22 protein-coding genes are annotated in these 25,987 nt (G+C 61.7%); 11 read left to right on the forward strand and 11 right to left on the reverse strand.

The features are described from left to right. Nucleotides 1-271 precede the first annotated feature (271 nt). The 6 genes from A6U87_RS28765 to A6U87_RS28790 all read left to right on the forward strand — a co-directional run bounded on the left by A6U87_RS28765 (nucleotide 272) and on the right by A6U87_RS28790 (nucleotide 6,939). On the forward strand, nucleotides 272-2,575 hold the full coding sequence (locus A6U87_RS28765; protein WP_065694739.1) for a bifunctional diguanylate cyclase/phosphodiesterase: 2,304 nt from the start codon (nucleotides 272-274) through the stop codon (nucleotides 2,573-2,575). A gap of 164 nt (nucleotides 2,576-2,739) precedes the next feature. Then, complete coding sequence (locus A6U87_RS28770) at nucleotides 2,740-3,492, forward strand: hypothetical protein (protein ID WP_065694740.1); 753 nt, start codon at nucleotides 2,740-2,742, stop codon at nucleotides 3,490-3,492. 173 nt (nucleotides 3,493-3,665) lie between these two features. After that, a complete protein-coding gene (locus A6U87_RS28775) occupies nucleotides 3,666-3,890 on the forward strand; it encodes an aa3-type cytochrome c oxidase subunit IV (protein ID WP_065694741.1) in 225 nt (74 codons plus the stop codon). 100 nt (nucleotides 3,891-3,990) lie between these two features. Next, on the forward strand, nucleotides 3,991-5,139 hold the full coding sequence (locus A6U87_RS28780; protein ID WP_065694742.1) for a Re/Si-specific NAD(P)(+) transhydrogenase subunit alpha: 1,149 nt from the start codon (nucleotides 3,991-3,993) through the stop codon (nucleotides 5,137-5,139). Next, the gene (locus A6U87_RS28785; protein ID WP_065694743.1) at nucleotides 5,139-5,537 is read left to right on the forward strand and encodes a proton-translocating transhydrogenase family protein; all 399 of its coding nucleotides are present in this window, start codon (nucleotides 5,139-5,141) and stop codon (nucleotides 5,535-5,537) included. Before A6U87_RS28780 ends, A6U87_RS28785 begins: the two co-directional genes overlap by 1 nt. A 7-nt stretch (nucleotides 5,538-5,544) precedes the next feature. After that, a complete protein-coding gene (locus A6U87_RS28790) occupies nucleotides 5,545-6,939 on the forward strand; it encodes an NAD(P)(+) transhydrogenase (Re/Si-specific) subunit beta (RefSeq protein WP_065694744.1) in 1,395 nt (464 codons plus the stop codon). Nucleotides 6,940-7,014: 75 nt separating this feature from the next. On the opposite strand, the gene A6U87_RS28795 is transcribed toward A6U87_RS28790, so the two are convergent. The 6 genes from A6U87_RS28795 to A6U87_RS28820 form a co-directional block, all read right to left on the reverse strand. Continuing rightward, on the reverse strand, nucleotides 7,015-8,709 hold the full coding sequence (locus A6U87_RS28795; RefSeq protein ID WP_065694745.1) for a sensor histidine kinase: 1,695 nt from the start codon (nucleotides 8,707-8,709) through the stop codon (nucleotides 7,015-7,017). Nucleotides 8,710-8,917: 208 nt separating this feature from the next. Next, nucleotides 8,918-9,979: an FAD-binding oxidoreductase gene (locus A6U87_RS28800; RefSeq protein WP_065694746.1), complete on the reverse strand. Its 1,062-nt coding sequence runs from the start codon at nucleotides 9,977-9,979 to the stop codon at nucleotides 8,918-8,920. A 16-nt stretch (nucleotides 9,980-9,995) separates the two neighbouring features. Further along, nucleotides 9,996-10,862, reverse strand: a complete 867-nt coding sequence (locus A6U87_RS28805; RefSeq protein WP_065694747.1) for a tetratricopeptide repeat protein — start codon at nucleotides 10,860-10,862, stop codon at nucleotides 9,996-9,998. A 137-nt stretch (nucleotides 10,863-10,999) separates the two neighbouring features. Further along, on the reverse strand, nucleotides 11,000-11,212 hold the full coding sequence (gene rpsU / locus A6U87_RS28810; protein ID WP_037119559.1) for a 30S ribosomal protein S21: 213 nt from the start codon (nucleotides 11,210-11,212) through the stop codon (nucleotides 11,000-11,002). A 5-nt stretch (nucleotides 11,213-11,217) separates the two neighbouring features. After that, nucleotides 11,218-11,409, reverse strand: a complete 192-nt coding sequence (locus tag A6U87_RS28815; protein ID WP_065694748.1) for a hypothetical protein — start codon at nucleotides 11,407-11,409, stop codon at nucleotides 11,218-11,220. A 117-nt stretch (nucleotides 11,410-11,526) separates the two neighbouring features. After that, nucleotides 11,527-12,963, reverse strand: coding sequence for a DUF1254 domain-containing protein (locus A6U87_RS28820; protein WP_065694749.1), 1,437 nt, complete (start codon nucleotides 12,961-12,963; stop codon nucleotides 11,527-11,529). A 425-nt stretch (nucleotides 12,964-13,388) separates the two neighbouring features. Between A6U87_RS28820 and A6U87_RS28825 the strand changes: the two genes are divergently transcribed. From A6U87_RS28825 to A6U87_RS28845, 5 genes are all read left to right on the forward strand, one after another. Next, complete coding sequence (locus A6U87_RS28825; RefSeq protein WP_065694750.1) at nucleotides 13,389-14,642, forward strand: sarcosine oxidase subunit beta family protein; 1,254 nt, start codon at nucleotides 13,389-13,391, stop codon at nucleotides 14,640-14,642. A gap of 12 nt (nucleotides 14,643-14,654) precedes the next feature. After that, nucleotides 14,655-14,996: a sarcosine oxidase subunit delta gene (locus A6U87_RS28830; protein ID WP_065694751.1), complete on the forward strand. Its 342-nt coding sequence runs from the start codon at nucleotides 14,655-14,657 to the stop codon at nucleotides 14,994-14,996. Next, the gene (locus A6U87_RS28835; RefSeq protein ID WP_065694752.1) at nucleotides 14,993-17,986 is read left to right on the forward strand and encodes a sarcosine oxidase subunit alpha; all 2,994 of its coding nucleotides are present in this window, start codon (nucleotides 14,993-14,995) and stop codon (nucleotides 17,984-17,986) included. The genes A6U87_RS28830 and A6U87_RS28835 overlap by 4 nt, the downstream gene beginning before the upstream one ends. Beyond that, the gene (locus tag A6U87_RS28840) at nucleotides 17,979-18,527 is read left to right on the forward strand and encodes a sarcosine oxidase subunit gamma (protein ID WP_065694753.1); all 549 of its coding nucleotides are present in this window, start codon (nucleotides 17,979-17,981) and stop codon (nucleotides 18,525-18,527) included. Before A6U87_RS28835 ends, A6U87_RS28840 begins: the two co-directional genes overlap by 8 nt. A 147-nt stretch (nucleotides 18,528-18,674) precedes the next feature. Continuing rightward, on the forward strand, nucleotides 18,675-19,070 hold the full coding sequence (locus A6U87_RS28845) for a VOC family protein (RefSeq protein ID WP_065694754.1): 396 nt from the start codon (nucleotides 18,675-18,677) through the stop codon (nucleotides 19,068-19,070). Here A6U87_RS28845 and A6U87_RS28850 read toward each other — a convergent pair whose 3' ends face one another. From A6U87_RS28850 to glgC, 5 genes are all read right to left on the reverse strand, one after another. Next, the gene (locus tag A6U87_RS28850; RefSeq protein WP_065694755.1) at nucleotides 19,071-19,556 is read right to left on the reverse strand and encodes a MaoC family dehydratase; all 486 of its coding nucleotides are present in this window, start codon (nucleotides 19,554-19,556) and stop codon (nucleotides 19,071-19,073) included. Between the two features lie 88 nt (nucleotides 19,557-19,644). Continuing rightward, nucleotides 19,645-21,618, reverse strand: coding sequence for a glycogen debranching protein GlgX (glgX, locus tag A6U87_RS28855; protein ID WP_065694756.1), 1,974 nt, complete (start codon nucleotides 21,616-21,618; stop codon nucleotides 19,645-19,647). A 10-nt stretch (nucleotides 21,619-21,628) separates the two neighbouring features. Beyond that, nucleotides 21,629-23,260, reverse strand: coding sequence for an alpha-D-glucose phosphate-specific phosphoglucomutase (locus A6U87_RS29850; RefSeq protein WP_065694757.1), 1,632 nt, complete (start codon nucleotides 23,258-23,260; stop codon nucleotides 21,629-21,631). A gap of 6 nt (nucleotides 23,261-23,266) precedes the next feature. Then, nucleotides 23,267-24,709 carry a glycogen synthase GlgA gene (gene glgA / locus A6U87_RS29855; protein ID WP_065694758.1) on the reverse strand — a complete coding sequence of 481 codons (1,443 nt, stop codon included), beginning with the start codon at nucleotides 24,707-24,709 and terminating at the stop codon, nucleotides 23,267-23,269. Nucleotides 24,710-24,712: 3 nt separating this feature from the next. Next, on the reverse strand, nucleotides 24,713-25,975 hold the full coding sequence (gene glgC, locus A6U87_RS28870; RefSeq protein ID WP_065694759.1) for a glucose-1-phosphate adenylyltransferase: 1,263 nt from the start codon (nucleotides 25,973-25,975) through the stop codon (nucleotides 24,713-24,715). Between the last annotated feature and the right edge of the window lie 12 nt (nucleotides 25,976-25,987).

The raw sequence follows: 25,987 nt of genomic DNA on the forward strand, positions 1-25,987 counted from the left end.
CCCAATTGGTAGACCAGGGTTTTTCAAATTGGAAGGATAAAGCCGGGATGTTGGATTATAGTCTTATACACGCAGCGGCCTATGCAAGGTGTCCCAGATAACCAGGGATAGAGCTGGTTCGGAACCAAACATCTCTTTTTAAGTGCGTAAACCTTTAAGAAACCACGATATTCGCGTTATGGTTTTAAAAAATTCAACAAAATCTATGGTGTGCCCGAAATCAATTTTTAAAGGGTTAGCAGTAAGGTTTCGCCGCACAGGGAAAGTATGGATGAAGCCAGATAACCCGAACAGGGTCCCAACGGATGTGTATCTGTCGTTTGTGAGTTCTCTTTCCGGGAACCGCATGACGTTGCTCGTTGGCGTTATCGTCCATGCCGCGACCTGCCTTGCGATTGCGGCCAAGACCCATTCCCTCCTCTATGTCATTCTGGCGATCGGTTTTATCGTCGTCTTTCTAGGCCGCATCGCGACCTTCCGTGCCTACGACCGCGTGAACAAGGCGGCGTTGTCCTATGACGACATAAAGCGGTGGGAGCGCATTTTGGTGACCGGTGCCGCCGGCACCACGACGCTTCTCGGCTTTGCAAGCGGTTACGCGATATTCTTCCTTGGCGATGGGTTCGCGGAACTTGCGTGTATTGCCGTGACCATGGCCACCATGGTCTCCGTCGTTGGGCGCAACTACGGATCGCGCATGGCGATCGACCTGCAGACGTTCTCCTGTTGCCTGCCGATGATCATCTGCAGCCTGATGGTGCTGGATTTCTATCGCGGCATCCTGTCGATCTTTCTCATCCCCTTCTGGCTGACCACGCGCGCCATGGCCAACGGCGTGCGCGAGTTTCTTTATGAGAACGTCATTGCCCGCCGGGAAATTACCGAGATCGCCGACCGTTTCGATACGGCGCTCAACAACATGCCGCACGGGCTGGTCATGGTCGATCCCGAGAACCGGATCCAGGTGATCAACCGCAAGGCCTGCGAACTGCTGAAGATCGGCGATCCGGAGCGGTTGAAGGAGCGCGATCTCAGCGCGGTGCTGCGCTACGGCGCCCGCTACAGCTTCATGGATTCCACGCAGCCGGAGCTTATTCTTCGCCAGATGACGCATGTGGCGGATGGCAAGCTGTCACGGATGCTCATTCATTTCCCCGAGGATCTCTCGCTCGAATTCTCCGCAAGCCGCCGCCCCGATGGGGGCGCAGTGCTGATTTTCGAGGACGTCTCGAGCCGCGTGAAGGCGGAGCAGAAGATCCTGCACATGGTCCGCTTCGATGCGCTGACGGGCCTGCCGAACCGCGAGTATTTCAGCCACCTCGTCCAGGATTACCTGAACAAGCATCCGAAGCGGCGCGGCCCGGTCGGGTTCATGGTTCTCGACATCGACGAGTTCAAGCATGTCAACGACATGCGCGGCCATATCACCGGCGATCATCTGCTCTGTGCGATCGCAAACCGGGTCGAAGAGGAGGCCGGCAAGGCGATCGTCGGTCGCCTGATGGGCGACCAGTTCATCCTGTTCTTCCCGCATGCGAAGGACAAGGAAGCGCTGGACGCGGAAATCCGCCGCGTGCACACGGCGATCCAGGGCAATTACGAAGCCGATGATGTCACCTTCCTGGTCTCGCTGAGCGGTGGCTTTGCGATTCTCGAAAGCGACGCCTTCGCCATGGAAGAGTGGAGCGTCAAGGCCGACCTCGCCCTGTTCGAAAGCAAGTCCAAGCAGCGCGGCGGCATTTCCGGCTTCGAGCGCGAGATGGATGGCCGCTACATCGAGCAACAGAAGCTCAAGGCCGACCTGCGCGACGCCGTCACCACGCATGGGCTCAGCATCGCCTACCAGCCGATGTTCAAGTCCGATGGTTCCAGGATCGAGTGCGCCGAAGCGCTTGCGCGCTGGGTGCATCCCGAGAAGGGCGCCATTCCGCCTGACGTGTTCATCCGGCTTGCCGAGGAGATGGGCATCATCTCCGACATCACCCGCTTCATCCTCATGAAGGCCTGCGCGGACTGCATGACCTGGCCGGAGCACATCGCGATCTCGGTCAATCTCTCCGCCCGCGATTTGAGGGATGCGGATATTCTTTCCGTCGTTTCGGAAGCGCTGGCGACCTCGGGGCTGGAGCCGGAACGGCTGCATCTCGAAATCACCGAGAGCTGCCTCATCGACGAACCGGCTGCCGTTCGCGCCATCCTGGCGGAGCTGCGTGCGCGCGGCATCACGATCGCGATCGACGACTTCGGCACTGGCTTCTCGAGCCTCAGCTACCTCGACACGCTGCCGCTCGACATCGTCAAGATCGATAGGTCGTTCCTGCGCAACATCGTCGAGGACGAGCGTCGCCTCAAGCTTCTGCGCGGCACCGTCAACCTGGCGCGCGAGCTTGGCCTGAAGATCGTCACCGAAGGTGTCGAGACCACAGAGCAGCTGGCTCTGCTCAACAAGTATCACGCCACCGATCTCGTGCAGGGCTACGTCTTCTCGCCGGCTGTTCCGGCGCAGAATATCGCGATTCTTTCACAGAGCCTCATACGCCGCCCCACGCCGCGTCGTCGCCCCAAGGTTGCATGAATCTCACGCTTTTAGCTGGTTGATCCGCACCCGCGCGACGCCGCGTCCTATGGGGCGCCGTTAACCTTAATAATTCAAATATAATGCAAATTGTCTTTGTTCTCCTTGCCCTCGGATAAGTTTTCGGATGATTAATGAATTATTAACCGATCAGCCGAGGCACTATGGTGGATACTCCTGTAACAACGAGCGATTTCAGCAATAAGCTTCTTGAGGTTCTAGACCATATTGAATACCGCCGCATGGAAAGCAGCGAGGACATGGTCGAGGTAGAGCGCCTGCGCTACAAGGCTTACAAAGCCCACGACGTCCTGGCGCTCGCTCCGAAAGGACTGCTGGATGCCACAGATTTCGACAGCCACGCGCACGTTTTCGGCCTGTACTATTATGGGGAATTGGTCAGCACCATACGGCTCCATTATGTGACACCCGAGCATCGCGTCAGCCAATCGGCCGGTGCCTTCCCATGGGCAATGGACGCGCTGCTCGATGCAGGGCTGACCTTGATCGATCCGGCGCGTTTCGCCGCCGACCCGGATCTGACGGCCGACCTGCCATGGATTCCTTACCTGACGCTGCGGCCGAGCATCGTGGCTGCTGCCTATTTCCGCGCCGACCGCGTCCTGCAGTTCTGCCGCCCGCCGCATGCCGCTTTCTACAAGCGGGTCTTTTACGCGGACACGATCGTTCCCGGCCAGCTGGCGAAGAACTACGGCATCGACATGACGCTGATGGCGACCAACGTCATCGAAGTCGGCCGCAAGCTTCTGACGCGCTATCCGTTCTTCATCTCCAGCGCCAGCGAGCAGCGCATGATGTTCTCGCGCAATCCCGAAGATACGCTGCCGCCGCTGACGATCATCCCGACCGCCCGCTTCGTGCCAACCGGCCAGTTCGGCACCGACCTCCCGCTCTAAGCTGCTGCTGGAAATGCAGAATGTCGCACCAGTTGCGGCATTCTCCTGCATTGCGCTTTTCCCAGGCTTTGTGTAATGCCTGACATGGGAATTTCCTGGCGCTAGCCTCGGAAATAATGGCGTTCGACTGGCCGTACGTTAAACCGGCCAGGCATTTGAGGGAGACGATATTCATGGCCGAGCATCATACCGGACCTGCCGAAGTTGGCGCGTCGATGGACTACAAAGAACATGAGCAGACCTACAACATGTTCCTTGCGGCCACGAAATACGGCACGCTGTTTCTGGTTGCCCTGCTCTTGGGCATGACGGCCGGCTTTTTCGCCGGTGCGGGTTTCCTCGGTGGCCTCGTTGTTCTCTTGATCGTCTTTATCGCCGGCCTCGTTCTGCTGCGCTAGCCGCAGCCGGGGAGGGGCGGTTTTCAAAGCTTTGTGAATGCATTGCTTGAGCTGAGCAGGGAGACCTGCTGCGGCCTTGCTGACCCGGAGGAGGGGGCGGTTGGGCAATATTGTTTTCGTGGCGAAAGAAACCACGGGGGATGAGACGCGTGTTTCCGCGTCTCCTGAAACCGTCAAGAAGATGAAGGCTCTGGGTCTCGACGTCGTCGTCGAGGCAGGCGCCGGTAAGCTTTCCCGGATACCCGACAGCGAATATGAGGCTGTCGGCGCACGGATCGGGTTGGCGGGGGCTGCGGCAACCGCCGATATCGTGCTGAAGGTGCGACGCCCGACCGAGGCGGAGATCGCTGGCTACAAGAGCGGCGCTATCGTCATTGCCATCATGGATCCCTACGGCAACGAAGAGGCCATTGCTGGCATGGCCAAGGCAGGCCTTTCGACCTTCGCCATGGAGCTGATGCCGCGCATCACCCGTGCGCAGTCGATGGACGTTCTGTCGTCGCAGGCCAATCTCGCGGGCTACCAGGCGGTGATCGAAGCGGCGGCTGTCTACGACCGCGCGATGCCGATGATGATGACCGCGGCAGGAACCGTTCCTGCGGCGAAGGTCTTCGTCATGGGCGCCGGCGTTGCAGGCCTGCAGGCGATCGCCACGGCGCGGCGTCTCGGTGCGGCGGTGTCGGCTACGGACGTTCGCCCGGCTGCGAAGGAGCAGGTCGCGTCGCTGGGCGCCAAGTTCATCGCCGTCGAGGACGACGAGTTCAAGGCCGCCGAGACGGCTGGCGGCTATGCCAAGGAAATGTCCAAGGAATATCAGGCGAAGCAGGCGGCACTGGTTGCCGAGCATATCGCCAAGCAGGACATCGTCATCACCACGGCGCTCATTCCCGGTCGACCGGCGCCGAGGCTCGTGTCCCGCGAGATGCTGAAGTCGATGAAGCCGGGCGCGGTCGCGGTCGATCTTGCGGTCGAACGCGGCGGCAACATCGAAGGCGTCAAGCCGGGCAAGGTTGCCGATGTCGACGGCGTGCGGGTGATCGGCTTTGCGAACATGGCCGGCCGGATCGCGGCCAGCGCCTCGGCCCTTTATGCCAAGAACCTGGTCACCTTCCTCGAGACAATGGTCAACAAGGAAACCAAGGCGGTTGCCCTCAATCTCGACGATGAATTGATCAAGGCGACCATCCTGACCCATGCCGGCGCGGTCGTGCATCCGGCATTCGGCGGCGCCAAGAAGGGGGACAACTGATGGCTACGGAACAGATGGACCGGGCGCTGGAACAGCTCAACCAGGCCGTCGGTGCGGTGGCGTCGGCCGCCGCGAATGCGCCCGAGGTGGCAAGTGCCGCCACCGGTGGCGTGATCGATCCCTTCGTCTTCCAGTTCGCGATCTTCGTGCTGGCGATCTTCGTCGGCTACTACGTCGTCTGGTCGGTGACGCCGGCGCTGCATACGCCGCTGATGGCGGTTACCAATGCAATCTCCTCGGTCATCGTGGTTGGCGCGCTGCTTGCGGTCGGTATCTCGACCAGCGGGCTTGCGACAGGCTTCGGCTTCGTCGCCCTGGTGCTGGTCTCGGTGAACATCTTCGGCGGCTTCCTTGTCACCCAGCGCATGCTGGCGATGTACAAGAAGAAGGACAAGTGAGGACCGCATGACCAGTATCGCAGCCTTCCTCTATCTCGTTTCCGGTGTCCTCTTCATTGTCGCGTTGCGCGGGCTTTCCCACCCGGCGACAAGCCGCAAGGGCAATGTCTACGGCATGGTTGGCATGGGGATCGCCATCCTGACGACGCTAACGCTGGCGACGCCGTCGTTCGGCGGTCTCGTGTTGATCATTCTCGGCCTTGCCATCGGCGGCGGAGCGGGCGCCTACATCGCCCGCGTGATCCCGATGACCTCAATGCCGCAGCTGGTCGCCGGGTTCCACTCGCTGGTTGGCCTTGCCGCCGTGCTGGTGGCGGCGTCCGCGCTTTATACGCCTGCGTCCTTCGGCATCGGCAACATCGGTGAGATCCACACCGAGGCGCGCATTGAAATGGCGCTTGGCGTGGCGATCGGAGCCCTGACCTTCACCGGTTCGATCATCGCCTTCCTCAAGCTCGACGGGCGCATGTCTGGCAAGCCGATCATGCTGCCGTTCCGCCATGTGATCAACGCGGCGCTGCTTGCCCTGATCATCTTCTTCATTGCCGGGCTGGCGGTTTCCGAGAGCCATATCGACTTCTGGGCCATCGTGGCCCTGTCGCTGGCGCTCGGCGTGCTGCTGATCGTGCCGATCGGTGGCGCCGACATGCCGGTCGTCGTGTCGATGCTCAACTCCTACTCGGGCTGGGCGGCTGCCGGTATCGGTTTCACGCTCGGCAACCTCGCCCTGATCATCACCGGCGCGCTGGTAGGCTCTTCGGGTGCGATCCTGTCCTACATCATGTGCAAGGGCATGAACCGCTCGTTCATCTCCGTCATCCTCGGTGGCTTCGGTGGCGAAACTTCGTCGGGTGGAGCGGACAATTCCGACAAGACCGTGAAGCTCGGCTCGGCCGAGGACGCAGCCTACCTGATGGCCAACGCCTCCAAGGTCATCATCGTGCCGGGCTACGGCATGGCCGTGGCTCAGGCACAGCATGCGCTCCGCGAACTTGCCGACAATCTGAAGAAGAACGGCGTCGATGTGAAGTATGCCATTCATCCGGTTGCGGGTCGTATGCCCGGCCACATGAATGTGCTGCTTGCCGAAGCGAACGTGCCTTATGACGAAGTTTTCGAACTCGAGGACATCAACTCGGAGTTCGCGCAGGCCGACGTCGCCTACGTCATCGGCGCCAACGACGTGACCAACCCCGCGGCACGCGACGACAAGACCTCGCCGATCTACGGCATGCCGATCCTCGATGTCGACAAGGCGAAGACCTGCATCTTCGTCAAGCGCTCGCTGGGCTCCGGCTACGCCGGTATCGATAACACTCTGTTCTACAAGGACGGCACGATGATGCTGCTCGGCGACGCCAAGAAGGTCACCGAAGAGATCAACAAGGCGATCAACCACTGAATGGTCGCCGGAGGTGGAAGCATTTGATGAATTGAGGCGCGACTTCGGTCGCGCCCTTTTCATGACCGGCTGGGGCTATGCACCTTTCCGATCAGAATGCGCTTCCGGGGTCGCCGTGCGCTCGAGTGTCCGGCGCGGCGCGGTCAGCTCCCAGCGAAGGCCCTTGGCCAGAAAGTCGACCTGTACGGTGCCGCCGAAAGCTGCCGCGGCATGCGTCTTGATGACCGTGGTCCCGAAGCCCGATCGCGTTGGGGTCACGACCGGCGGGCCATTCTGCTCTTCCCAGACGAGGCGCAGCATCTCTTCGTTATGCGACGCTTCCTGAAGGTTCTGCCAATAGAGCCTCACGCGGCCCTGCGGCACGGAAAGCGCGCCATATTTGATGGAGTTGGTGGCCAGCTCGTGCAGGGTGAGGCCGAGGTTCTGGACCGCATCAGGCTTCAGCATGAAGTCCTTGCCGATGATGTCGATCTGCTGGATCGACTGCGGAAACGCCTGGAAATGGCTGTCGATGACACGGCGCAGCGAGGCGCCGGCCCATTGCTCGCTGGTCAGGAGCTCGATCGAGCGTGACAAGCCGTCGAGACGATCGGCGACCGCTGCCTGAAACTCCTCGACGGTCGTTGCCTGTCTGGCAAGCTGGCGGATCATCGCCTGCGCCAGCGCCAGCAGATTCTTGGTGCGATGCACGAGCTCGTTCATCACGAAGTGCAGGCGATCTTCCGTCTGGCTGCGGTCGAAGGAGGCGTTGGAGAGTGCCACGGCCACCTGGTTTGCTTCGATGACGCTGGTCTCGATCGGCGCGACGATGTGGCCTTCGCCCATGCGGTTGGCCATGTCTGCAATCGAGCGAATGGTGGTGCGAACCTGTCGCGCCACGGCGTAAGCGGCGATGACTGCGACCGTCACAAGGGCGATGCCGCCGATGATCAGGAAACGCCAGGTCGTGAGGATCGATTCCTGCGCGGTCGCCACCGGCCCCCAGATGATCGCCTTCCAGGACCAGCCGGGGATCTGCGCGTAGCCGAGGAGCATTCTCGGCATCACGCTGCTGTTCTCATAGACGCCGCTCGAATCGACCAGATCGGGCAGCACGCGCGGGTCGAACGGCTGGCCGTAATCGATGCTGTTTGCGCCGACCGAGGCGACCACGTGGCCACCCTGATCGACAACGGCCGCGGACCAGCCCGAGGGAAGGCCATCCGTCGACAGGAGCTTGGCAAGGTCATTGGCGTTCTGGGTGATGATCAGCGCTGCGACCCGGTCGAGCTGCAGCGGCATGGTGACGTTGTAGACCCATGCGCCGCTTGTCCTGCCGCGAAACACGTCGGAGGCTTCAATGCGGCCCGATTTGATCACGGCTTCGACGGAGGGCATGTTTGCGGCCTGGCCGAGCGGCGCCCCATACTCGACGCGGGTGTTCAGCAGCTGCTGCCCCTTGGCATCGACGGCGATGATATAGAGGGTGTTTGCCCTGAGAGCCGTGGCGGTGCGCTTGTGAAACGCGGCGAAGTCGTTGCTTTCGAGTTCGGGCGATGTCGACAGCAACCTCAGGGTGGTAGCCATATCCTGCAATTGCCGGTCGATGGCGCGGGCGAGGGCCGTGGCGTCCTGCGCGGTCTCGCGTTTTTGGATGGACCGCTGGTTGTCCTCCAGCTGGCCCAGCAGTAGCGCGACCAAGGCAAAAATCGGCAGCGAAGTCGCCAATGCCATGGCGATCAGGTAGGTGCCGATCGAGGCCTTGGGAAAGAATCGCGCCGACATCTTCATGGGCATATGCTCCCGATGCCGGGCGCAAAACCGCTGGCACCGCAGGCCCTGACGAGCTTGTACTGGTTCACCACAATCGCCCCCGATGCGCCCTCTGGCTTGCCGATAGCCTGCTATCGAACCAGCTGTATGTTAGGGACAGGTCCAAATCCTTGCAACACACTAAAACATGTCGCCGGCATTTCTCGGAGTTTAGTGTTGCAGAAATCTAACTGAACCTGGAGAGCGCGAAGGGTGCAAGCGCTGCGTCCTTCTCTCCGGTCAGAATCTCGTTAGACGCGAGTAGGCCGGCAAGCGGCGCGAGTGTGACGCCGGAGTGCATGACGGCGATATAGAGGCCCTTACAGGCGGCATCGATGATCGGAAAGCCGTCTTTCGGCGTCGGTCGGTATCCGACGGTGAAGAAATCCATGGCCAGCGAAGGGCTGTCCAGTAGGCTGCCGCGCAGCTTGTCGAACAAGGCTTCCGCCGTCGCTTGCTGATCCTGTCCCGGATCAGCGCCGCCAAAATCGCTGCCGGCGATGATGCGGCCATCGCCCGTCTGGCGCATGTGAAGCTCGGGTGCCATCACCAGTCCGTTCAGGCGGCGGGCGTGCGGCCGGCTATGAACGATCAGGCCGGGTGGTGTGTCGATCGGAATGTGGAGGTCGATCGCGGCGGTCAACGGCGTGGTGCCAGCACCGGTCGCGAGCACGATGTGATCGGCTTCAAGCAGCCCGGCGGAGGTGACAACGCCCGAGATGCGTTCTCCGGTGCGAATAAGGCTGTGCACGGCCGCATTCACGAATGTTGCGCCCCGCGCCTTTGCATCGGAGAGCATCGCGAGGGCGGCTGCGACCGGCTCGACGGCGCCTTCTTCGGTCACCGACAAGGCAAGATCAGGGAGGTTGGCCAGATACGGCTCGCGCGCCCTGACAGCGTTGCCGTCGATACGGTCGATGCCGTAGCCCCATCCAATATGCTCGGTGGCGAAGGCTTCCAGATCGTGCGGCGGGAGATCCCAGCAGAGGCCTCCGCACCATGCGAGAGGCAGACCTGGCAGTTCCGTCGCCAGTCGTCGCCATTCAGCCATGGCTCGCAGCCGGAAACGGAAATAGAATTCCGGGTTGCCCCAGCTGGCGTTGATCCAGGCAAAAGAACAGGGCGTGGCAACGCCACCTTCGTCTTCGGCAACCACGGTGACGGCGGCGCCGCCACGGGTGAGATGCCAGGCGATCGAGGCTCCGATGATGCCAGAGCCGACGACGATTACACTCTGCTTGGCTGCCATCGTCGTCGAGTGCCCGTTAGCCTGCGGTCGGCGCGCCTACGCGGGCAAGACCCTCTTTCGCCGGCTGATACTTGGGATCAAGGCCAACGGCGTGGCGATAGGAACGTGCCGCCTTCTGCTTGTCTCCCTTGCGCTCGTAGACAAGCGCCTGGTTCGCCCAGGATTCCGCGATGTTGCCGTTAAGCTCGATCGCATGGTTGAAGTCGGCGAATGCGTTGTCGTCGTCATTCAGCGCGATATAAGAGATGCCGCGACCATTGTAGGGTTCGGGCGAATTCGGAGACAGCGAGATCGCCTTCGAGAAGTCGTCGATCGCCTTGTCCTGCTGATTCCGCTTCTGGTAGACGAGGCCGCGATTGTGGTAGGCGCGGCCGTCTGTGGTGCCGAGCTGGATCGCCTTGTTGAAGTCGTTGAAGGCGGCGTCATCCTGGCCGACGGTGCGGTAGACGTTGCCACGGCCGATCAGAGCCACATCGTAGTTGGGATTGATCTGCAGGGCGGAGTTGTAGTCCTGGATTGCCTGCTGCGGCTGACCCATGTTGCGATAGATGAGCGCGCGGTTGGCGTAGGCCTGGTAGAACTTCGGATTGAGCTGCAGTGCCGTGTTGAAATCGTTCAGGGCCTGGCGGAAATCGCCGCCGCGACCGTAGGCGGAGCCTCGAACGTTGTAGCCTTCCGGATCCCGCGGATTTGCATTGATGACTGACGTGAGCGAGGCGATATTTTCCTGCGAGCCCTGCGCCTTGTCGATGCGAATGACGGCATCGGAGGTGTTGTTCGTCGTGCAGCTGGAAAGACCAAGTGCGGTAACAATCGCCAGTACCGGCAGAACGGCAATTTTCGGCGAACGCAAGGAGCGGGTATTCAACATGATATCAGCCATGCGGGCTCGTTTTCCCCCAGTGCAGCCGGTCCGGATGGTGGACGGCAGGCTTCAGCAGCAAATTAAAAAGGCGGCGGCGAACAGATCGCCCCCGCCAACATGCATCTGAAAACGTCGAAATAACGACAGCACGCCGATTAGCGCGCTACGATACCTTCGCGCTGTGCCCGCTTGCGAGCCAGCTTGCGAACGCGGCGAACGGCTTCAGCCTTTTCGCGAGCACGCTTCTGCGACGGCTTTTCGTAGTAGTCGCGCATCTTCATTTCGCGGAAAATGCCTTCACGCTGCATCTTCTTCTTGAGAGCGCGGAGAGCCTGATCGACATTGTTATCGCGGACAAGTACCTGCACGAGAATCACGTTCCTTTGGTTTGGTTGATGCCGGCGTCAGCACGGCGCCAGAGGCAAAAAAAATATGGTTCGCGCAGCCAGAGCTTTGCGATTGGTGAGGCGAGATAGCAGATGGATTGGCCAAAGTCCAGCAGGGATATGGGATTGAGGTGGAAAAATGCTGTGATCGGCAGATCGGGCAGCTTGTTTTCCAGCACCGTGATTGGCTGAGACGCCGGCGAGGATGGTGGTGCCCGGCTTTTCAGTCGAGCACCGTGTTCCCACCATTCTATACCCGATCTTCCAATCCAGCCCAATGGGAATTGGCAGAACGCTCACTGGGCCGTGACCTGCTGGAGCGCCTGGATCATTTCAACGGCCGGTGGGTTCCATTTCCCGGTCAAAGCCTGGCTCTCCGGCCCGTAGAGGCGCATGGTCAGGTTGAAGGGCCCGGCGGGCGCCGGCAGCCAGTTGGCTTCCTTGTCTGTGCCCGGGCTCTTGTTCTGGAAGTAGAGATCAAGCGACCCGTCCGCATTGTAGACGAAGGGCATCCAGCTGCTGACGGCAAAGCGGTTGAGGCTGTTGCCAACCTGGAATCCCTCGGGGTCGTAGAGCGTGACGGACCAGAATGCCTTGACCGGCGGCAGGTTCGCCTTGTCGAAGTGGAGTTTGTAGCTGTTGGCTCCGTTCAGCGGATTTCCCTTCTCGTCGCCGAGGTTGAGGGGATAGATCGCGTCCTCCGGCAGGTTGGCGCCAAGTCCGAGCTGTGCGACGATCGCCCGCTTCAGATAGTAATTTCCGTAGACGCCCAGCGTGTCTGTGTTCATTGACCAGTTGTTGGCGACCCGGGCGAGCGTCGGGATTTTCCATTCCATCAGCTTCTGGGCCTCGGCCGGGACATCCTTCAGGGCCTCGGCGACGTCGGGCGCGACCTTGCTCTTGTTGAAGCTCTTGCCCGCAACCAATCCGATCCGCTGCATCCGGCTGATGATCGGCTGGTCGGTGGCGTGTGGCGGGTTGACCTTCAGCAGCTCGGCCGCATAGGCGAAGAAGTCCTCGGCCGCCATCCCGTCTACCGTCTTCTTCGGTGGGGTTTTCATGTCGATGGCAGGGTTGATCGTGACCTTGGCCGGCTCGACCTTCTTGCCCCACTGCGACAGCGGCGTGACCGTGTAGCCGGCCTGGATCTTGTGAACGGCGTCATAGTCGGGTGGTCCGTCGGTTTTGGTGCGGCCGATGACCCAGACATAGGGTGTCGGCGCATCGATCCGTTGTGTTCCGGCCGGCAGCTGTTTGCCTGTCCAGCCGGGTGGGACGACGGCGAAGTCGGCCTTCGCGGTTCCCGTCGTCCGCCAGCCGGGCGAGGCAAATACATCGGTCCACATGTCAAGCATCGGCAGCAGGTAGTAGCGTCCGTTCGTATCGGGTGCCGAGACGATCATCGGCTCCTTCGTCATGTCGAGCCAGGCGACCGAATAGAGCGTATCGAAATTGGGGCGAACGACATCCCTAAAATCGGCTGTCGGAAACGCCGGAACGTTGACGAACATATTGGCCGGTCCTCGTCCCATCGTCTTGCCGGCCTCGACGTTTGTCGCCTGCTCACGGGTCAGGTTCATGGTGACCAACGGATAGAGATAGAGATAGGCGTCGACGCCGATCGCCGCCGCTTCTTCCTTGGTCACGGTGCCATCGGCAGCGGTGACGGGGCTGATAAGGCAAGCGCCCGATAAAAGCACGCCAACAGTAAGGGTGATGAAATGCGATTGCATGGCTAATCCTCCCTGAGACCAGACAGCAAGCATCCTGCCCTGCCGGCCTGTTTTCTTTTGATGTCAGGTCGCACACGGGCTTTGCCACGCGTGTCGAAATTTGGATTATGAATGCTCCCGTTGCTGCAGGCGCGAGACCCTTGAGGCGCAAAGCCGCCCACACAGCAGAAGAATTATGCGCTCGAAAATTGTAAGTGCAATTACTCTAAAGTAATAAGGATGGCAGGCTGCAAGCCATCGCGGGATCGGCCGCCTCAGCTGTGCGCGTTTGCTACGCTCCAGACAGCAGGCCAAGCGTCTTCATTCTTGCCGAGTGTCAAAACAAAAGCCTGCCGGCGTCGCAAAAGAAACGTTGTGCCGCATTTGGATTTGCGATTTGTATGGCCGACGAGAAGGGACCTTTCCCTTGAAGGAGATGAAGGCGGATGCGTAGATACTCGGTTTTTGCCGTGGCACGAGAGGCTCTGAGGGGCCACAAGGGCTGGGAGAAGCAATGGACTTCGCCGGAGCCGCGCGCCGAATACGACGTCATCATCATCGGCGGCGGCGGACATGGCCTGGGGGCTGCCTATTATCTGGCCAAGGAGCACGGCATCACCAATGTCGCGGTGCTCGAAAAGGGCTGGCTCGGCGGCGGCAATACCGGCCGCAACACGACCATCATCCGCTCGAACTATCTCTATGAAGAGAGCATGCACATCTACGAGCATTCGATGAAGCTTTGGGAGAACCTCTCGCAGGATCTCAACTACAATGTCATGTACTCGCCGCGCGGCGTGATGATGCTGTCGCACAATGTGCACGACCAGCAGTCCTTCAAGCGCCATATCCATGCCAACCGTCTCTACGGCATCGACAATGAATGGCTGACGCCGGAACAGGCCAAGGCTTATTGTCCGCCGCTGGATATCTCCGCCAGCGCCCGCTATCCGATCAACGGTGCCGCACTCCAGCGTCGCGGCGGCACGGCCCGCCATGATGCGGTCGCCTGGGGCTATGCGCGTGCGGCGTCCGATCGCGGCGTCCATATCATCCAGAACTGCGAAGTGACCGGCATCCGCCGCGGCCCCGACGGTCGCATCACCGGTGTCGAGACATCGCGTGGCTTCATCGGCGCCAAGAAGGTCGGCGTCTCGGCTGCCGGCCACACGACCACGGTCATGAAGATGGCCGATGTGCGCGTGCCCTTGCAGTCGAGCCCGCTGCAGGCGCTGGTCTCCGAGCCTTTGAAGCCGATCTTCCCCTGCGTGGTCATGTCCAACACGGTGCATGCCTATATCTCGCAGTCCGACAAGGGCGAGCTCGTGATCGGCGCCGGCACCGACCAGTACAATTCCTACAGCCAGACCGGCGGCCTGCAGATCATCACGCATACGCTCGATGCCATCTGCGAGCTGTTCCCGATGTTCCGTCGCGTCAAGATGATGCGCCAGTGGGGCGGGATCGTCGACAACACGCCGGATCGTTCGGCCATCCAGTCGAAGACCCCGGTTCCGGGGCTCTACGTCAACTGCGGCTGGGGCACCGGCGGCTTCAAGGCGACACCGGGCTCGGCCAATCTCTTCGCGCATCTGATCGCCCGCGACGAGGCGCACAAGTTCAATGCCGGCCTGACACTGGACCGCTTCCGCACCGGCCGTCTGATCGACGAAGCCGCCGCCGCAGCCGTCGCGCACTGACACGAGGACATCATGCTTCTTATCTATTGCCCATACTGTCAGGAAGAGCGCTCCGAGCTCGAATTCCGCGGCGCCGGCGATGCGCATATCGCCCGCCCGACCAATATCGCCGAGATCTCCGACGAACAGTTCGAGGAGTTCTTCTTCCTGCGCGACAACCCCAAGGGGCTGATCTTCGAACGCTGGCGCCACCAGCACGGATGCGGCCGCTTCTTCAACGCGGCGCGCGACACGATCAGCGACAAGTTCATCATGACCTACAAGGCCGGCGAGCCGAAGCCTGATATCGGTGCGGCCGCAACGCCCCATGCTCCCGTCGAGACCTATGAGCAGCTCGAAGGAGAAGCGAAATGAGCACGACGAACCGTATTGCAGGCAAGGGTCGCCTGACGCCGGCCAGAACCGCGCGCTTCACCTTCGACGGCAAGAGCTATACGGCGCTCGAAGGCGATACCGTCGCCTCGGCGCTGATTGCCAACAACATCCATCTGGTAGGCCGCTCGTTCAAGTATCACCGCCCGCGCGGCATTCTGTCGGCCGGTGCCGAGGAGCCGAACGCGCTGATCGACGTTTCGCGTGATGCCGCCCGCAAGCAGCCGAACGTGCGCGCCACGGTGCAGGAAGTGTTCGACGGCATGATCGTCGAATCGCAGAACCGCTTTCCGTCGCTCTCCTTCGACATCGGCGGCATCAACAACCTGCTCTCGCCCTTCTTCGCGGCCGGTTTCTACTACAAGACCTTCATGTGGCCGAAGGCCGCCTGGAAGAGCATCTACGAGCCGATCATCCGCCGTGCAGCGGGCCTCGGCGTCGCGCCGAAGGAAGCGGATCCGGATCACTACGCCGGGCGTTACGCACATTGCGACGTGCTTGTCGTCGGAGCCGGCGTCGCTGGCCTGTCTGCGGCATTGGCCGCAGCACAGACCGGCGCCAAGGTCATCCTCTGCGACGAGCAGGCCGATGTCGGCGGCGCGCTGCGCTACGATAGCGGTGTGACGATCGACGGGCTTTCCGGCTATGAGTGGGCGCAGAAGACGGTTGCCGCTCTCAAGGCAATGGACAATGTGCAGGTTCTCACCCGCACCACCGCATTCGGCTACTACAACCACAATTTCGTCGGCCTTGCCGAGCGCGTGACCGACCATGTCGCCAACCCCAGCCGCCACCTGCCGCGCGAGCGTCTGTGGCAGTTGCGCGCCAAGCGCGTCATCCTCGCCAATGGCGCCATCGAGCGCCACATGGTGTTCCCGAACAACGACCGTCCGGGCATCATGCTGGCATCGGCCGCGCGCATGTATCTAAACCAGTACGGCGTTGCCGTCGGCCAGAAGGTCGGCGTCTACACCGCGCACGACTCCGCCTATGAGGCGGCCTTCGACCTGAAGCGCGCGGGCGTCGAGATCGCGGCGATCGTGGATTGCAGGCAGACGCCGGGTGCTGATGTTCTGGCCGAGGCCCGTTCGCTCGGCATCGATGTTCTCTCTGGCCAGTCGGTCGTCAACACATCCGGCAAGTTGCGCATTTCGTCGATGACGGTTGCCCGCAACGGTGGCGGCTCGCCTCGCAAGATCGCGGTCGATGCGCTGCTCGTTTCGGCGGGCTGGACGCCTTCGGTGCACCTGTTCTCGCAGTCGCGCGGCAAGGTGAAGTTCGAGCCAGAGACGCAGCGCTTCCTGCCCGGCACCTATGCCCAGGATTGCCTCTCCGTCGGCGCCTGCAACGGCACCGACGATCTGCAGCGCACCATCGAGGAATCGCTGGCGGCGGGCGAACTGATGGCGCAGGCTGCCGGCAAGACGGCGGCGGGCAAGATCAGCATCTCGGCCGAGCAGGCGCATCAGTGGACCGGCGGGATGATCGGTGCCGCCGAAGGGGCGGGCCCCGAGACCAGCGCCAAGGCCTTCATCGATTTCCAGCACGACGTCTGCGCCAAGGATATCCGCCTTGCGGTGCGCGAGGGGATGCACTCGATCGAGCACATCAAGCGCTTCACGACCAACGGCATGGCCTCCGACCAGGGCAAGCTCTCCAACATGCACGGTCTGGCGATCGCCGCCGAGATGCTGGGCAAGGAGATCCCGCAGGTCGGTCTCACCACCTTCCGCGCGCCCTATACGCCAGTGACCTACGGCACGCTGATCGCGCATTCGCGTGGAGAGCTGTTCGATCCGACGCGCAAGACGCCGCTGCACCAGTGGGAAGAAGCCCAGGGTGCGGTGTTCGAGGATGTCGGCAACTGGAAGCGTGCGTGGTTCTACCCACGTGCCGGCGAAACCATGCACCAGGCGGTCGCGCGCGAATGCAAGACGGCGCGTGATGTGGCCGGCGTGTTCGATGCCTCGACGCTCGGCAAGATCGAGGTCGTCGGCCCTGACGCCGCCGAGTTCATGAATCTGATGTACACCAACGCCTGGGACACGCTGAAGCCCGGCAAGTGCCGCTACGGCATCATGACCCGCGACGATGGCTTCGTTTATGACGATGGCGTCGTCGGGCGTCTGGCCGACGATCGCTTCCACGTGACGACGACGACGGGCGGCGCGCCGCGCGTGTTGAACCACATGGAAGACTATCTGCAGACCGAGTTCCCGCATCTGAAGGTGTGGCTGACGTCGGTGACCGAGCAGTGGGCCGTTATTGCCGTGCAGGGACCGAAGGCGCGCGAGATCATCGCGCCGCTGGTCGAGGGCGTCGATATCTCCAACGAGGCCTTCCCGCATATGAGTGTTGCCGAGTGCACGGTCATGGGTGTTCCGGCACGTCTCTTCCGCGTGTCTTTCACCGGCGAGACCGGCTTTGAAATCAACGTGCCGGCCGATTACGGCCAGTCGGTGCTCGAAGCCGTCTGGGCCAATGCCGAGCCGCTCGGCGCCTGCGTCTACGGCACGGAGACGATGCACGTGCTTCGCGCCGAGAAGGGCTACATCATTGTCGGCCAGGACACGGATGGAACCGTGACCCCTGACGATGCCGGCCTCAACTGGGCTGTGTCGAAGAAGAAGACGGATTTCGTCGGCATTCGCGGACTGAAGCGGCCGGATCTCGTCAAGGAAGGCCGCAAGCAACTGGTCGGCCTCGTCACCAAGGATCCCACGCTGGTGCTCGAAGAGGGCGCGCAGATCGTCGCCAACCCGAACGAGCCGAAGCCGATGACGATGCTCGGCCACGTCACCTCGTCCTACTGGTCGGAAAACCTTGGAAGGTCGATCGCGTTTGCGCTGGTCGCCGGTGGTCGTAAGCGGATGGGCGAGACGCTCTACGTGCCGATGCCCGACAAGACGATCGCAGTCGAGGTGACGGATATGGTGTTCTTTGACAAGGAAGGAGGTCGCATCAATGGCTGATACGGCAGTTCGCACATCCGTTCTCTCGGGCAAGCAGGGCGGCTCCGCCAGCGTACGGCTGACGCCCGCACCGTTCGCCACGCGCGTTGCGCTTCGCGCACCGGCCGAGTCGCTCAAGGCGCTTTCCTCTGCGCTTGGCGTGACCGTACCCAACGCACCGAAGACCTCGGGCCGCAAGGGTGGCCGCGCCGCCCTCTGGCTCGGCCCGGACGAATGGCTCGTCGTCGACGAGAGCGGTGCAGACCTGATGAGCGCTCTCGCGAAGGCGGAAGTGCTTCATTCGGCGACGGACGTCTCACACCGCAACGTCGCGATCATCGTCTCCGGCCCGGGTGCCGAGACCACAATCTCCACCGGCTGCCCGCAGGATCTGTCGCTCGAGGCATTCCCCGTCGGTGCCTGCTCGCGCACGCTGTTCGGCAAGGCCGAGATCGTGCTTTTCCGCACGGAAGACGATACGTTCCGTGTCGAATGCTGGCGTTCGTTCGCCGATTTCGTGTTCGGCCTGCTGGCCGAGGGCGCGGAAGACGCGGCGCACTAAACGCTGCTGATCTGCAATTTATGACCGGGGACGGTACTGTCGGTGCCGTCCCCGATTGTCTTTGCGTTGCGGGATCGCCGCGACTGATGCATCATCCACCAGCGGCGTTCGCTCCTGATTGGAGCTCTAACGGGCGGGGTGTCTTTCATGATGCTGCATCACGTTTCCATTGTCGTCACGGATCTTGGCCGGTCGGTCGCTTTCTATCGCGAGGTCTTCGGGCTTGAACAGATCGCCAGGCCGGCGTTCAGCTCGGTCGGAGCATGGTTTGCCTGCGGGGCGCTGCAGGTCCACATGATCGTCAATCCGGCAGGAACCTTCCGGCGTGATGCCACGATCGACACCACTGACGGGCATTTTGCGTTCCGCACGGACGATTTCGAGGGATGCATCCGCGGCCTGATCGCCAAGGGTTTTCGTGAGGATGTGCCGGAGGGAGATCCCTGGCGGCTGCGTCTGAGGCGCGACGGGCCGGCAGGGTTTCCGCAAGCCTATCTGCTCGATCCGGATCGCAATATCGTCGAAATCAACGGGGCGCCGTGATCAGGCGTTGTGTGGCCGGTCCTTCGGATCGAACTGGATGATCGTGATCCATTTGGCGGTGAGTGCCGCTTTTCGCTCGTTTTCGATCTCGATCGTCACGTCATAGCTGGTCATCAGCATGCCGGCGCCGCGAAAGCGCGCTTCGGACAGAACGAAATGGCCGCGGATGCGGGAACCAACCTTCACCGGCGAGAGAAAGCGGATGTTCTCGAAGCCGTAGTTGATGCCCATCGTCTGCTCGCGGATCCTCGGCAGGCAGTTGTAGTTCATCGTCGAAAGTAGCGAGAGGGTCAGGAAGCCATGGGCGATGGTCCCGCCGAACGGGCTTTCGGCCGCGCGCACCGGATCGACGTGAATGTACTGGTGATCGTCCGTCGCATGGGCGAAAGCGTCGATCATCGTCTGGTCGACAAGAATCCAGTCCGAGAGGCCGGTTTCGGTGCCGACCAGTTCCCGTACGTCTGCAAGCGAGATTTCCTTGACCATTGATTCCCCGTGAGAAAGCTGCGACCAACAGCCTTACGACTGGTTTGTGACGATTGCGATAAGGATTTTGATATCTGGACGGTGAGGCTCAATTTTCCAGATAGAATGAAACTGAACGTGGTGGGACGGTGGTTTGTGCTGCTGCTTTCTTCTCGCCGGTCGCCGTCAGCTGGCGCCAGGCGGCGGGGAGCGGTCCCGGCAGCGAAAAGGTTTGTGCAACCTCGGATCGATTGAAGAGGACGGCGATCCGCACCGTCTTTCGGCTGTTGTTGTCTGTCGTCGACAGGACCATGCCGAGCGTCGCGAAATCAGGCGTTTCCCAATCGGAAACGGTCATCGGCTGGCCCGACGGCGCGATCCAGGCGACATCGCCGTCACCGGAAAGAAACGTCGCCTGCGAGAACACGCTGAAACGCTTTCGGAGTGCGGAGACAAAGGCGGTGTGGGTGATCAGCTCGTCGTCGAGCGTCGACCAGTCGACCCAGGTTATGTCGTTGTCCTGGCAATAGGCATTGTTGTTGCCGCGCTGCGAGCGGCCACCTTCATCGCCGGCCGTCAACATGACACTGCCGCGGGTCACGAAGAGCGTGGAAAGCAGCGCCTCCACGTCGTCTCGGCGCCTGGCGATGATATCGGGGTAGCGGGTGTCGCCCTCGACGCCATTGTTCCAAGAGTGGTTCTCGTTGTGACCGTCCCGGTTTTCCTCGCCGTTCGCCTCATTGTGCTTGCCGCTATAGGAAACCAGGTCCTTCAGCGTGAAGCCGTCGTGGGCGGCAAGGAAGTTGACACTGCGCGTTGCCGCACCGCCGTTGCGCGAGAAGATATCGGAGGAGCCTGCCAGTGCTGTAGCCAGCGGTCCCGTCTTGTAGGCGTCGCCGCGCCAGTAGCAGCGAAGGTCATCGCGGACGCGGTCGTTCCACTCGAGGAAAGGCGCCGGGAAGTTGCCGAGCTGGTAGCCCCCGGGGCCGATGTCCCATGGTTCGGCGATCATGACCCGGTCGGCAAGAACATCGTCGGCGAGAATGGCCGTCAGCGTCTCGCCGTGGCCCTCGAAACCGTTGGCCGTGCGGCCGAGAACCGGCGCGAGGTCAAAACGGAAGCCATCGATGCCGGCGCCGAGCACGAAATGGCGCAGGCTGTCGATGATCAGCTGCCTGATGTAGGGATGGTCGCAGGCCACGGTGTTGCCGGTGCCTGTGTCGTTGATCAGTTCGCCCGGGCGATGCTGGGCATGGCGATAGAAGCACAGGTTGTCGAGACCTCGGAGCGACAGCGTGCTGCCATACCGGTCGCTTTCGCCGGTGTGGTTGAACACGAGGTCGAGGATCACGCCGATGCCCTCGGCGTGAAGCCTGGCAACGGTGTCGCGCAGTTCCGCCATGCCGCCTGGAACGAGGCGCGGATCAAGCGCCATGAACGCGATGGGGTTGTAACCCCAGCCGTTGTGTAGACCGAGCGGCGGCAGGTGTCGTTCGTCGATCCATGCGGTGATCGGCATCAGTTCGATGGCATCGACGCCGATGCGCTTGAGATGGCTGACGACGGCGGGATGCGCCAGTGCTGAGACGGTGCCGCGCTGAGCCTCCGGCACATCAGGATGGAGCATGGTGAAGGGGCGGACCGCGACTTCGTAGATGAAGCCGCCGGGCTTGAAGAGCGGTTTTTGTGGCGTGACAGGCGTATCGCGGGTGACAATCGCCTTCGGCACGAGATGGCGCGTCTCCTCACCGAAGACACCGAGTAGGGGATCATACCGGAATGGCCGGTCGAGTTCCTTTGCATAGGGGTCGACCAGGAGCTTCGCAGGATCGAACCAGAGGCCGTTGTCGGGGGCGTAGATCCCGTCGGCACGGAAGCCGTAGCGAGCGCCTTGTTTCAGGCCGTCGACGAATAGGCGGTGAACATGATCGTCATCACGCGCCATCGGCAGGCGCGTGAATTCCTTGTCGTCGTCATCGAAGAGGCAAAGCTCGATCTGCCCTGCGTGGTGTGACCAGACGGCAAAATCGACGCCGGTCTCGAAGATCACCGCTCCGCCTTGCCCCGATTGTTTTGCCGCCATGGTGCTCCGGTCAGGTTATGACGGAAGGGGCATCGCGCCCCGTGCGGCTGCGAATATCGGCGATGGCCTCGGCCGCGACGATCAGATCGGCAAGCGCTTCCTGTGTCTCGATGTTGTGAAGGGTCGAATCCGGTTCGTAGCGCTCGATGTAGACGCGCAGCGTCGCACCCGAGGTGCCGGTACCGGACAGGCGGAAGACGACGCGGGAGCCGCCTTCGAACATGACGCGGATGCCCTGATGCTCGCTGACCGACTTGTCGACCGGATCATGGTAAGCGAAATCGTCCGCCTTCTCGACCTTCAGCGGTCCGAAGGTCTTGCCGGGCAGGCTCGCCAGCTGGTCGCGCAGGTTGGCGATCAGGCCATTGGCGGCTTCGGTGTCCACGCCTTCGTAATCGTGGCGCGAATAGTAGTTGCGGCCGTAGGTCTGCCAATGCTGGGTGACGATGTCCTGCACGCTCTCGCCGCGCACGGCCAGGATGTTCAGCCACATCAGGACCGCCCAGAGTCCATCCTTTTCGCGCACGTGGTTGGAGCCGGTGCCGGCGCTTTCCTCGCCACAGATCGTCGCCATGTTGGCGTCGAGCAGGTTGCCGAAGAACTTCCAGCCGGTGGGCGTCTCGTACATGCCGATGTTGCGCTTCTCGGCGACGCGATCGGCGGCACCCGAGGTCGGCATGGAACGGGCGATGCCGGTGAGGCCGCCGGAATAGCCCGGTGCCAGGTGTGCGTTGGCGGCGATGATCGCCAGGCTGTCGGATGGCGTGACGAAGATGCCGCGGCCGATGATGAGGTTGCGGTCGCCGTCGCCGTCTGACGCTGCGCCGAAATCGGGCGCGTCGTCGCCCATCATCTCGTCGTAGAGTTCCTTGCAGTGAACGGGGTTCGGATCCGGATGGTGGCCGCCGAAATCCGGCAGCGGCATGAAGTTGCGGACCGAGCCGGACGGGGCGCCGAGGCGGTTTTCAAAGATTTCCTTGGCGTAGGGGCCGGTGACGGCGCTCATCGCATCGAAAGCGATGCGAAAACCGAGGCTGACGAGATTGCGGATCGCCGTGAAGTCGAAGAGCTCTTCCATCAGAGCCGTATAGTCCTCGACCGAGTCGAGAACCGCAAGCATCATGCCGCCCGGCAGTTCGTCCTTGCCGATGCGGTCAAGGTTGACGTCTGGGAAGTCGGCGATCTTGTAGCTGTCGATCACCTTGGTGCGCGCATAGATCGCGTCGGTGATCTTTTCCGGTGCCGGGCCGCCATTGCTGATGTTGTACTTGATGCCGAAGTCTTCGGTCGGGCCGCCGGGATTATGGCTGGCCGAGAGAATGATGCCGCCGAAGGCCTTGTACTTGCGGATGACGTGGGACGCCGCCGGCGTCGACAGGATGCCGCCCTTGCCGACGATCACCTTGCCGAAGCCATTGGCCGCAGCCATCTTGATCGCCTTCTGGATGACTTCCTTGTTGTAGTAGCGCCCGTCGCCGCCGATGACGAGGCATTTGCCCTGGTAGCCTTCCAGCGAATCGAAGATCGACTGGATGAAGTTCTCGGCGTAATTCGGCTGCTGGAATACGGGAACTTTCTTGCGAAGGCCCGAGGTTCCGGGCTTCTGATCCTGGTAAGGCGTGGTGGGTACGGATTTATTCATTTTCTGTCACTTGCCTTTCGGGGCGAGGCTTGAATAGAGGGCAGCATAGCGCTCGGCGCTCTTCTCCCACGAAACATCCGATTTCATGCCCTGCTTTTGCAATTGGGTCCAGACTTTTTGATCGGTGTAGAGATGTAGCGCGCGCCGGATTGCCTGCAACAGACTTGCTGCAGTCACTGGAGCAAATTGTATCCCGGTTGCCACTTTGGCCGCAAGTGCAGCGTGATTGGCATCGATGACGGTGTCTGCGAGGCCGCCCGTATGTGCCACGATGGGAACGCAACCATAGCGCAGCCCGTAAAGCTGCGTCAGGCCGCAAGGCTCGAAGCGGGAGGGGATGATGATCGCATCGCTGCCGGCCTGCATCAGGTGCGACATCGGTTCGTTGTAGCCGATCGAGACGCCGATTCGGCCAGGATGGCGGGCGGCGGCGGCGAGCAGCGAACCTTCGAGCGCCGGGTCGCCGGAGCCGAGGATCGCGAGCTTACCGCCCATCGCGACGATCTCGTCGGCGGTAGCGGCGATCAGATCCATCCCCTTTTGCCAGGTCAGCCGGCTGATGATGCAGAAGATCGGGGCGTTGTCGTCGTGAAGGCCGAAGAATTCGGAAATCGCCAGGCGATTGGCGGCGCGGTTCTTGAGCGTTGTTCCGGTGTAGTGGGTGTGGACGACAGGATCAGTCGCCGGGTTCCACACGTCGGCGTCGATGCCGTTGACGATGCCGTGCAGCGCATCGATGCGGCTTGCGATGACGCCCTCAAGCCCCATGCCGAACTCCGGGGTCAGAATTTCGCCTGCATAGGAGGGGCTGACGGTGGTGATGGCGTGGGCGGTCTTGAGGCCGCCCTTGAGGAAGCCGATATGCCCATAATACTCGATCGCATCGACCGAGAAGGCCTGCGGCGGCAAACGCAGCCCGGAGAAGATTTCGGCGCCGAACTGGCCCTGGAAGGCAATGTTGTGGATCGTCATGACGCTCGGCAGCTCCGGCGTCGGGTAGTAGCGCATGTAGACGGGAGTCATGGCGGCCTGCCAGTCGTGCGCATGCACGATGTCGGGACGCCATCCGGGCATCAGGCCGGCGGCGATTTCGGCGCCGGCCAGCGACAGGGCCGCGAAGCGCCGCCAATTGTCGGTATAATCCCGTCCGGTCGGATCGAGATAGGGGCCACCGGATCTGTCGTAGTAAGCGGGGGCATCGAGCACGAGGATATCCAGACCCTCGTGCCGGACTTCCAGCACCGTCGCCGGCTCACCCAGGAGGTCATCGAACTGCAATCTGACAACCGGGTCGCGAATGGCCTTCATGACCGCGGGGTAGCCGGGCATGAGTGTCTTCATTTCGACGCCGAACGGCTTCAGCGCAATCGGCAGGGCGCCGGCCACATCGGCCAGCCCGCCTGTCTTGACCAGTGGGAAGACTTCGGACGAAACCGAAAGAACTTTCATCTGTCACATATCCAGCTTGTCGATCATTGGCTGCGTGATGAGGCAAATGCCGCCTTCGCTTCGGCGGAAACGCTTCGCATCGAGCTCCGGATCCTCGCCGACGATCAGCCCTTCGGGAATGATGACGCCGTGGTCGATCACTACGTTGCGAAGCTGTGCGTGCCGGCCGATCTTGACGCTCGGCAGGACCACGGCGCTCTCCAGCTTGGAGTAGGAGTTGGCGCGCACGCCGGTGAAGAGAAGGCTGTTGTTCAGCGTCGCACCCGAAATGATGCAGTCGCCGGCGACGACGGAAGAGGTTGCCGAGCCACGGCGATTTTCGTCGTCATGGACGAACTTCGCCGGCGGCGAAATCTCGGCATAGGTCCAGATCGGCCAGGACTTGTCGTAGATGTCGAGCTCCGGAACGATTGCCGTGAGGTCGATGTTTGCCTGCCAATAGGCATCGATCGTTCCGACGTCACGCCAGTAGGGCTCATGCTCGAAGTCGGAGCGGACGCAGGAATTGGCGAAGCGATGGGCGATCGCCTTACCGTTCTTGACGATATAGGGGATGATGTCCTTGCCGAAATCCTTGCTCGAGTTCGGGTCGGCCGCATCGCGACGCAATGCCTCGATCAGGAACTTGGTGTGGAAGACGTAGATACCCATCGAGGCCAGCGCGAAGTCCGGCTTGTCGGGCATGCCGGGCGGGTTGGCGGGCTTTTCGATGAAGTCGATGATCCGGTCGTTCTGGTCGACATGCATGACGCCGAAGCCGACGGCCTCCATGCGCGGCACTTCCAGGCAACCAATGGTCACGTCTGCGCCGGAATCGACATGCTGCTGCAGCATGTATTCGTAGTCCATCTTGTAGATGTGGTCGCCGGCGAGGATGACCATGTATTCCGGGCCGTAAGGCTCGATGATGTCGATGTTCTGATAGACCGCGTCGGCGGTGCCTTCGTACCACTGCGTCTCCGAGACGCGCTGGGAGGCCGGCAGAATGTCAAAGCTCTCGTTTCGCTCGGGGCGGAAGAAGTTCCAGCCGCGCTGCATGTGGCGGATCAGCGAGTGCGCCTTGTACTGGGTGGCGACGCCGATGCGGCGGATGCCTGAATTGAGCGCGTTGGAGAGCGCGAAGTCGATGATGCGCGACTTGCCGCCGAAATAGACCGCGGGCTTGGCACGGCGGTCGGTGAGTTCCTTCAGACGGCTTCCCCGGCCGCCGGCAAGAACATAGGCCATTGCATCGCGGGCAAGTGGCTGAATGCGTTTTTCTACCATTTTTATCCTCCC

The organism is Rhizobium sp. AC44/96 (assembly GCF_001692185.1).
Taxonomy (GTDB): Bacteria; Pseudomonadota; Alphaproteobacteria; order Rhizobiales; family Rhizobiaceae; genus Rhizobium.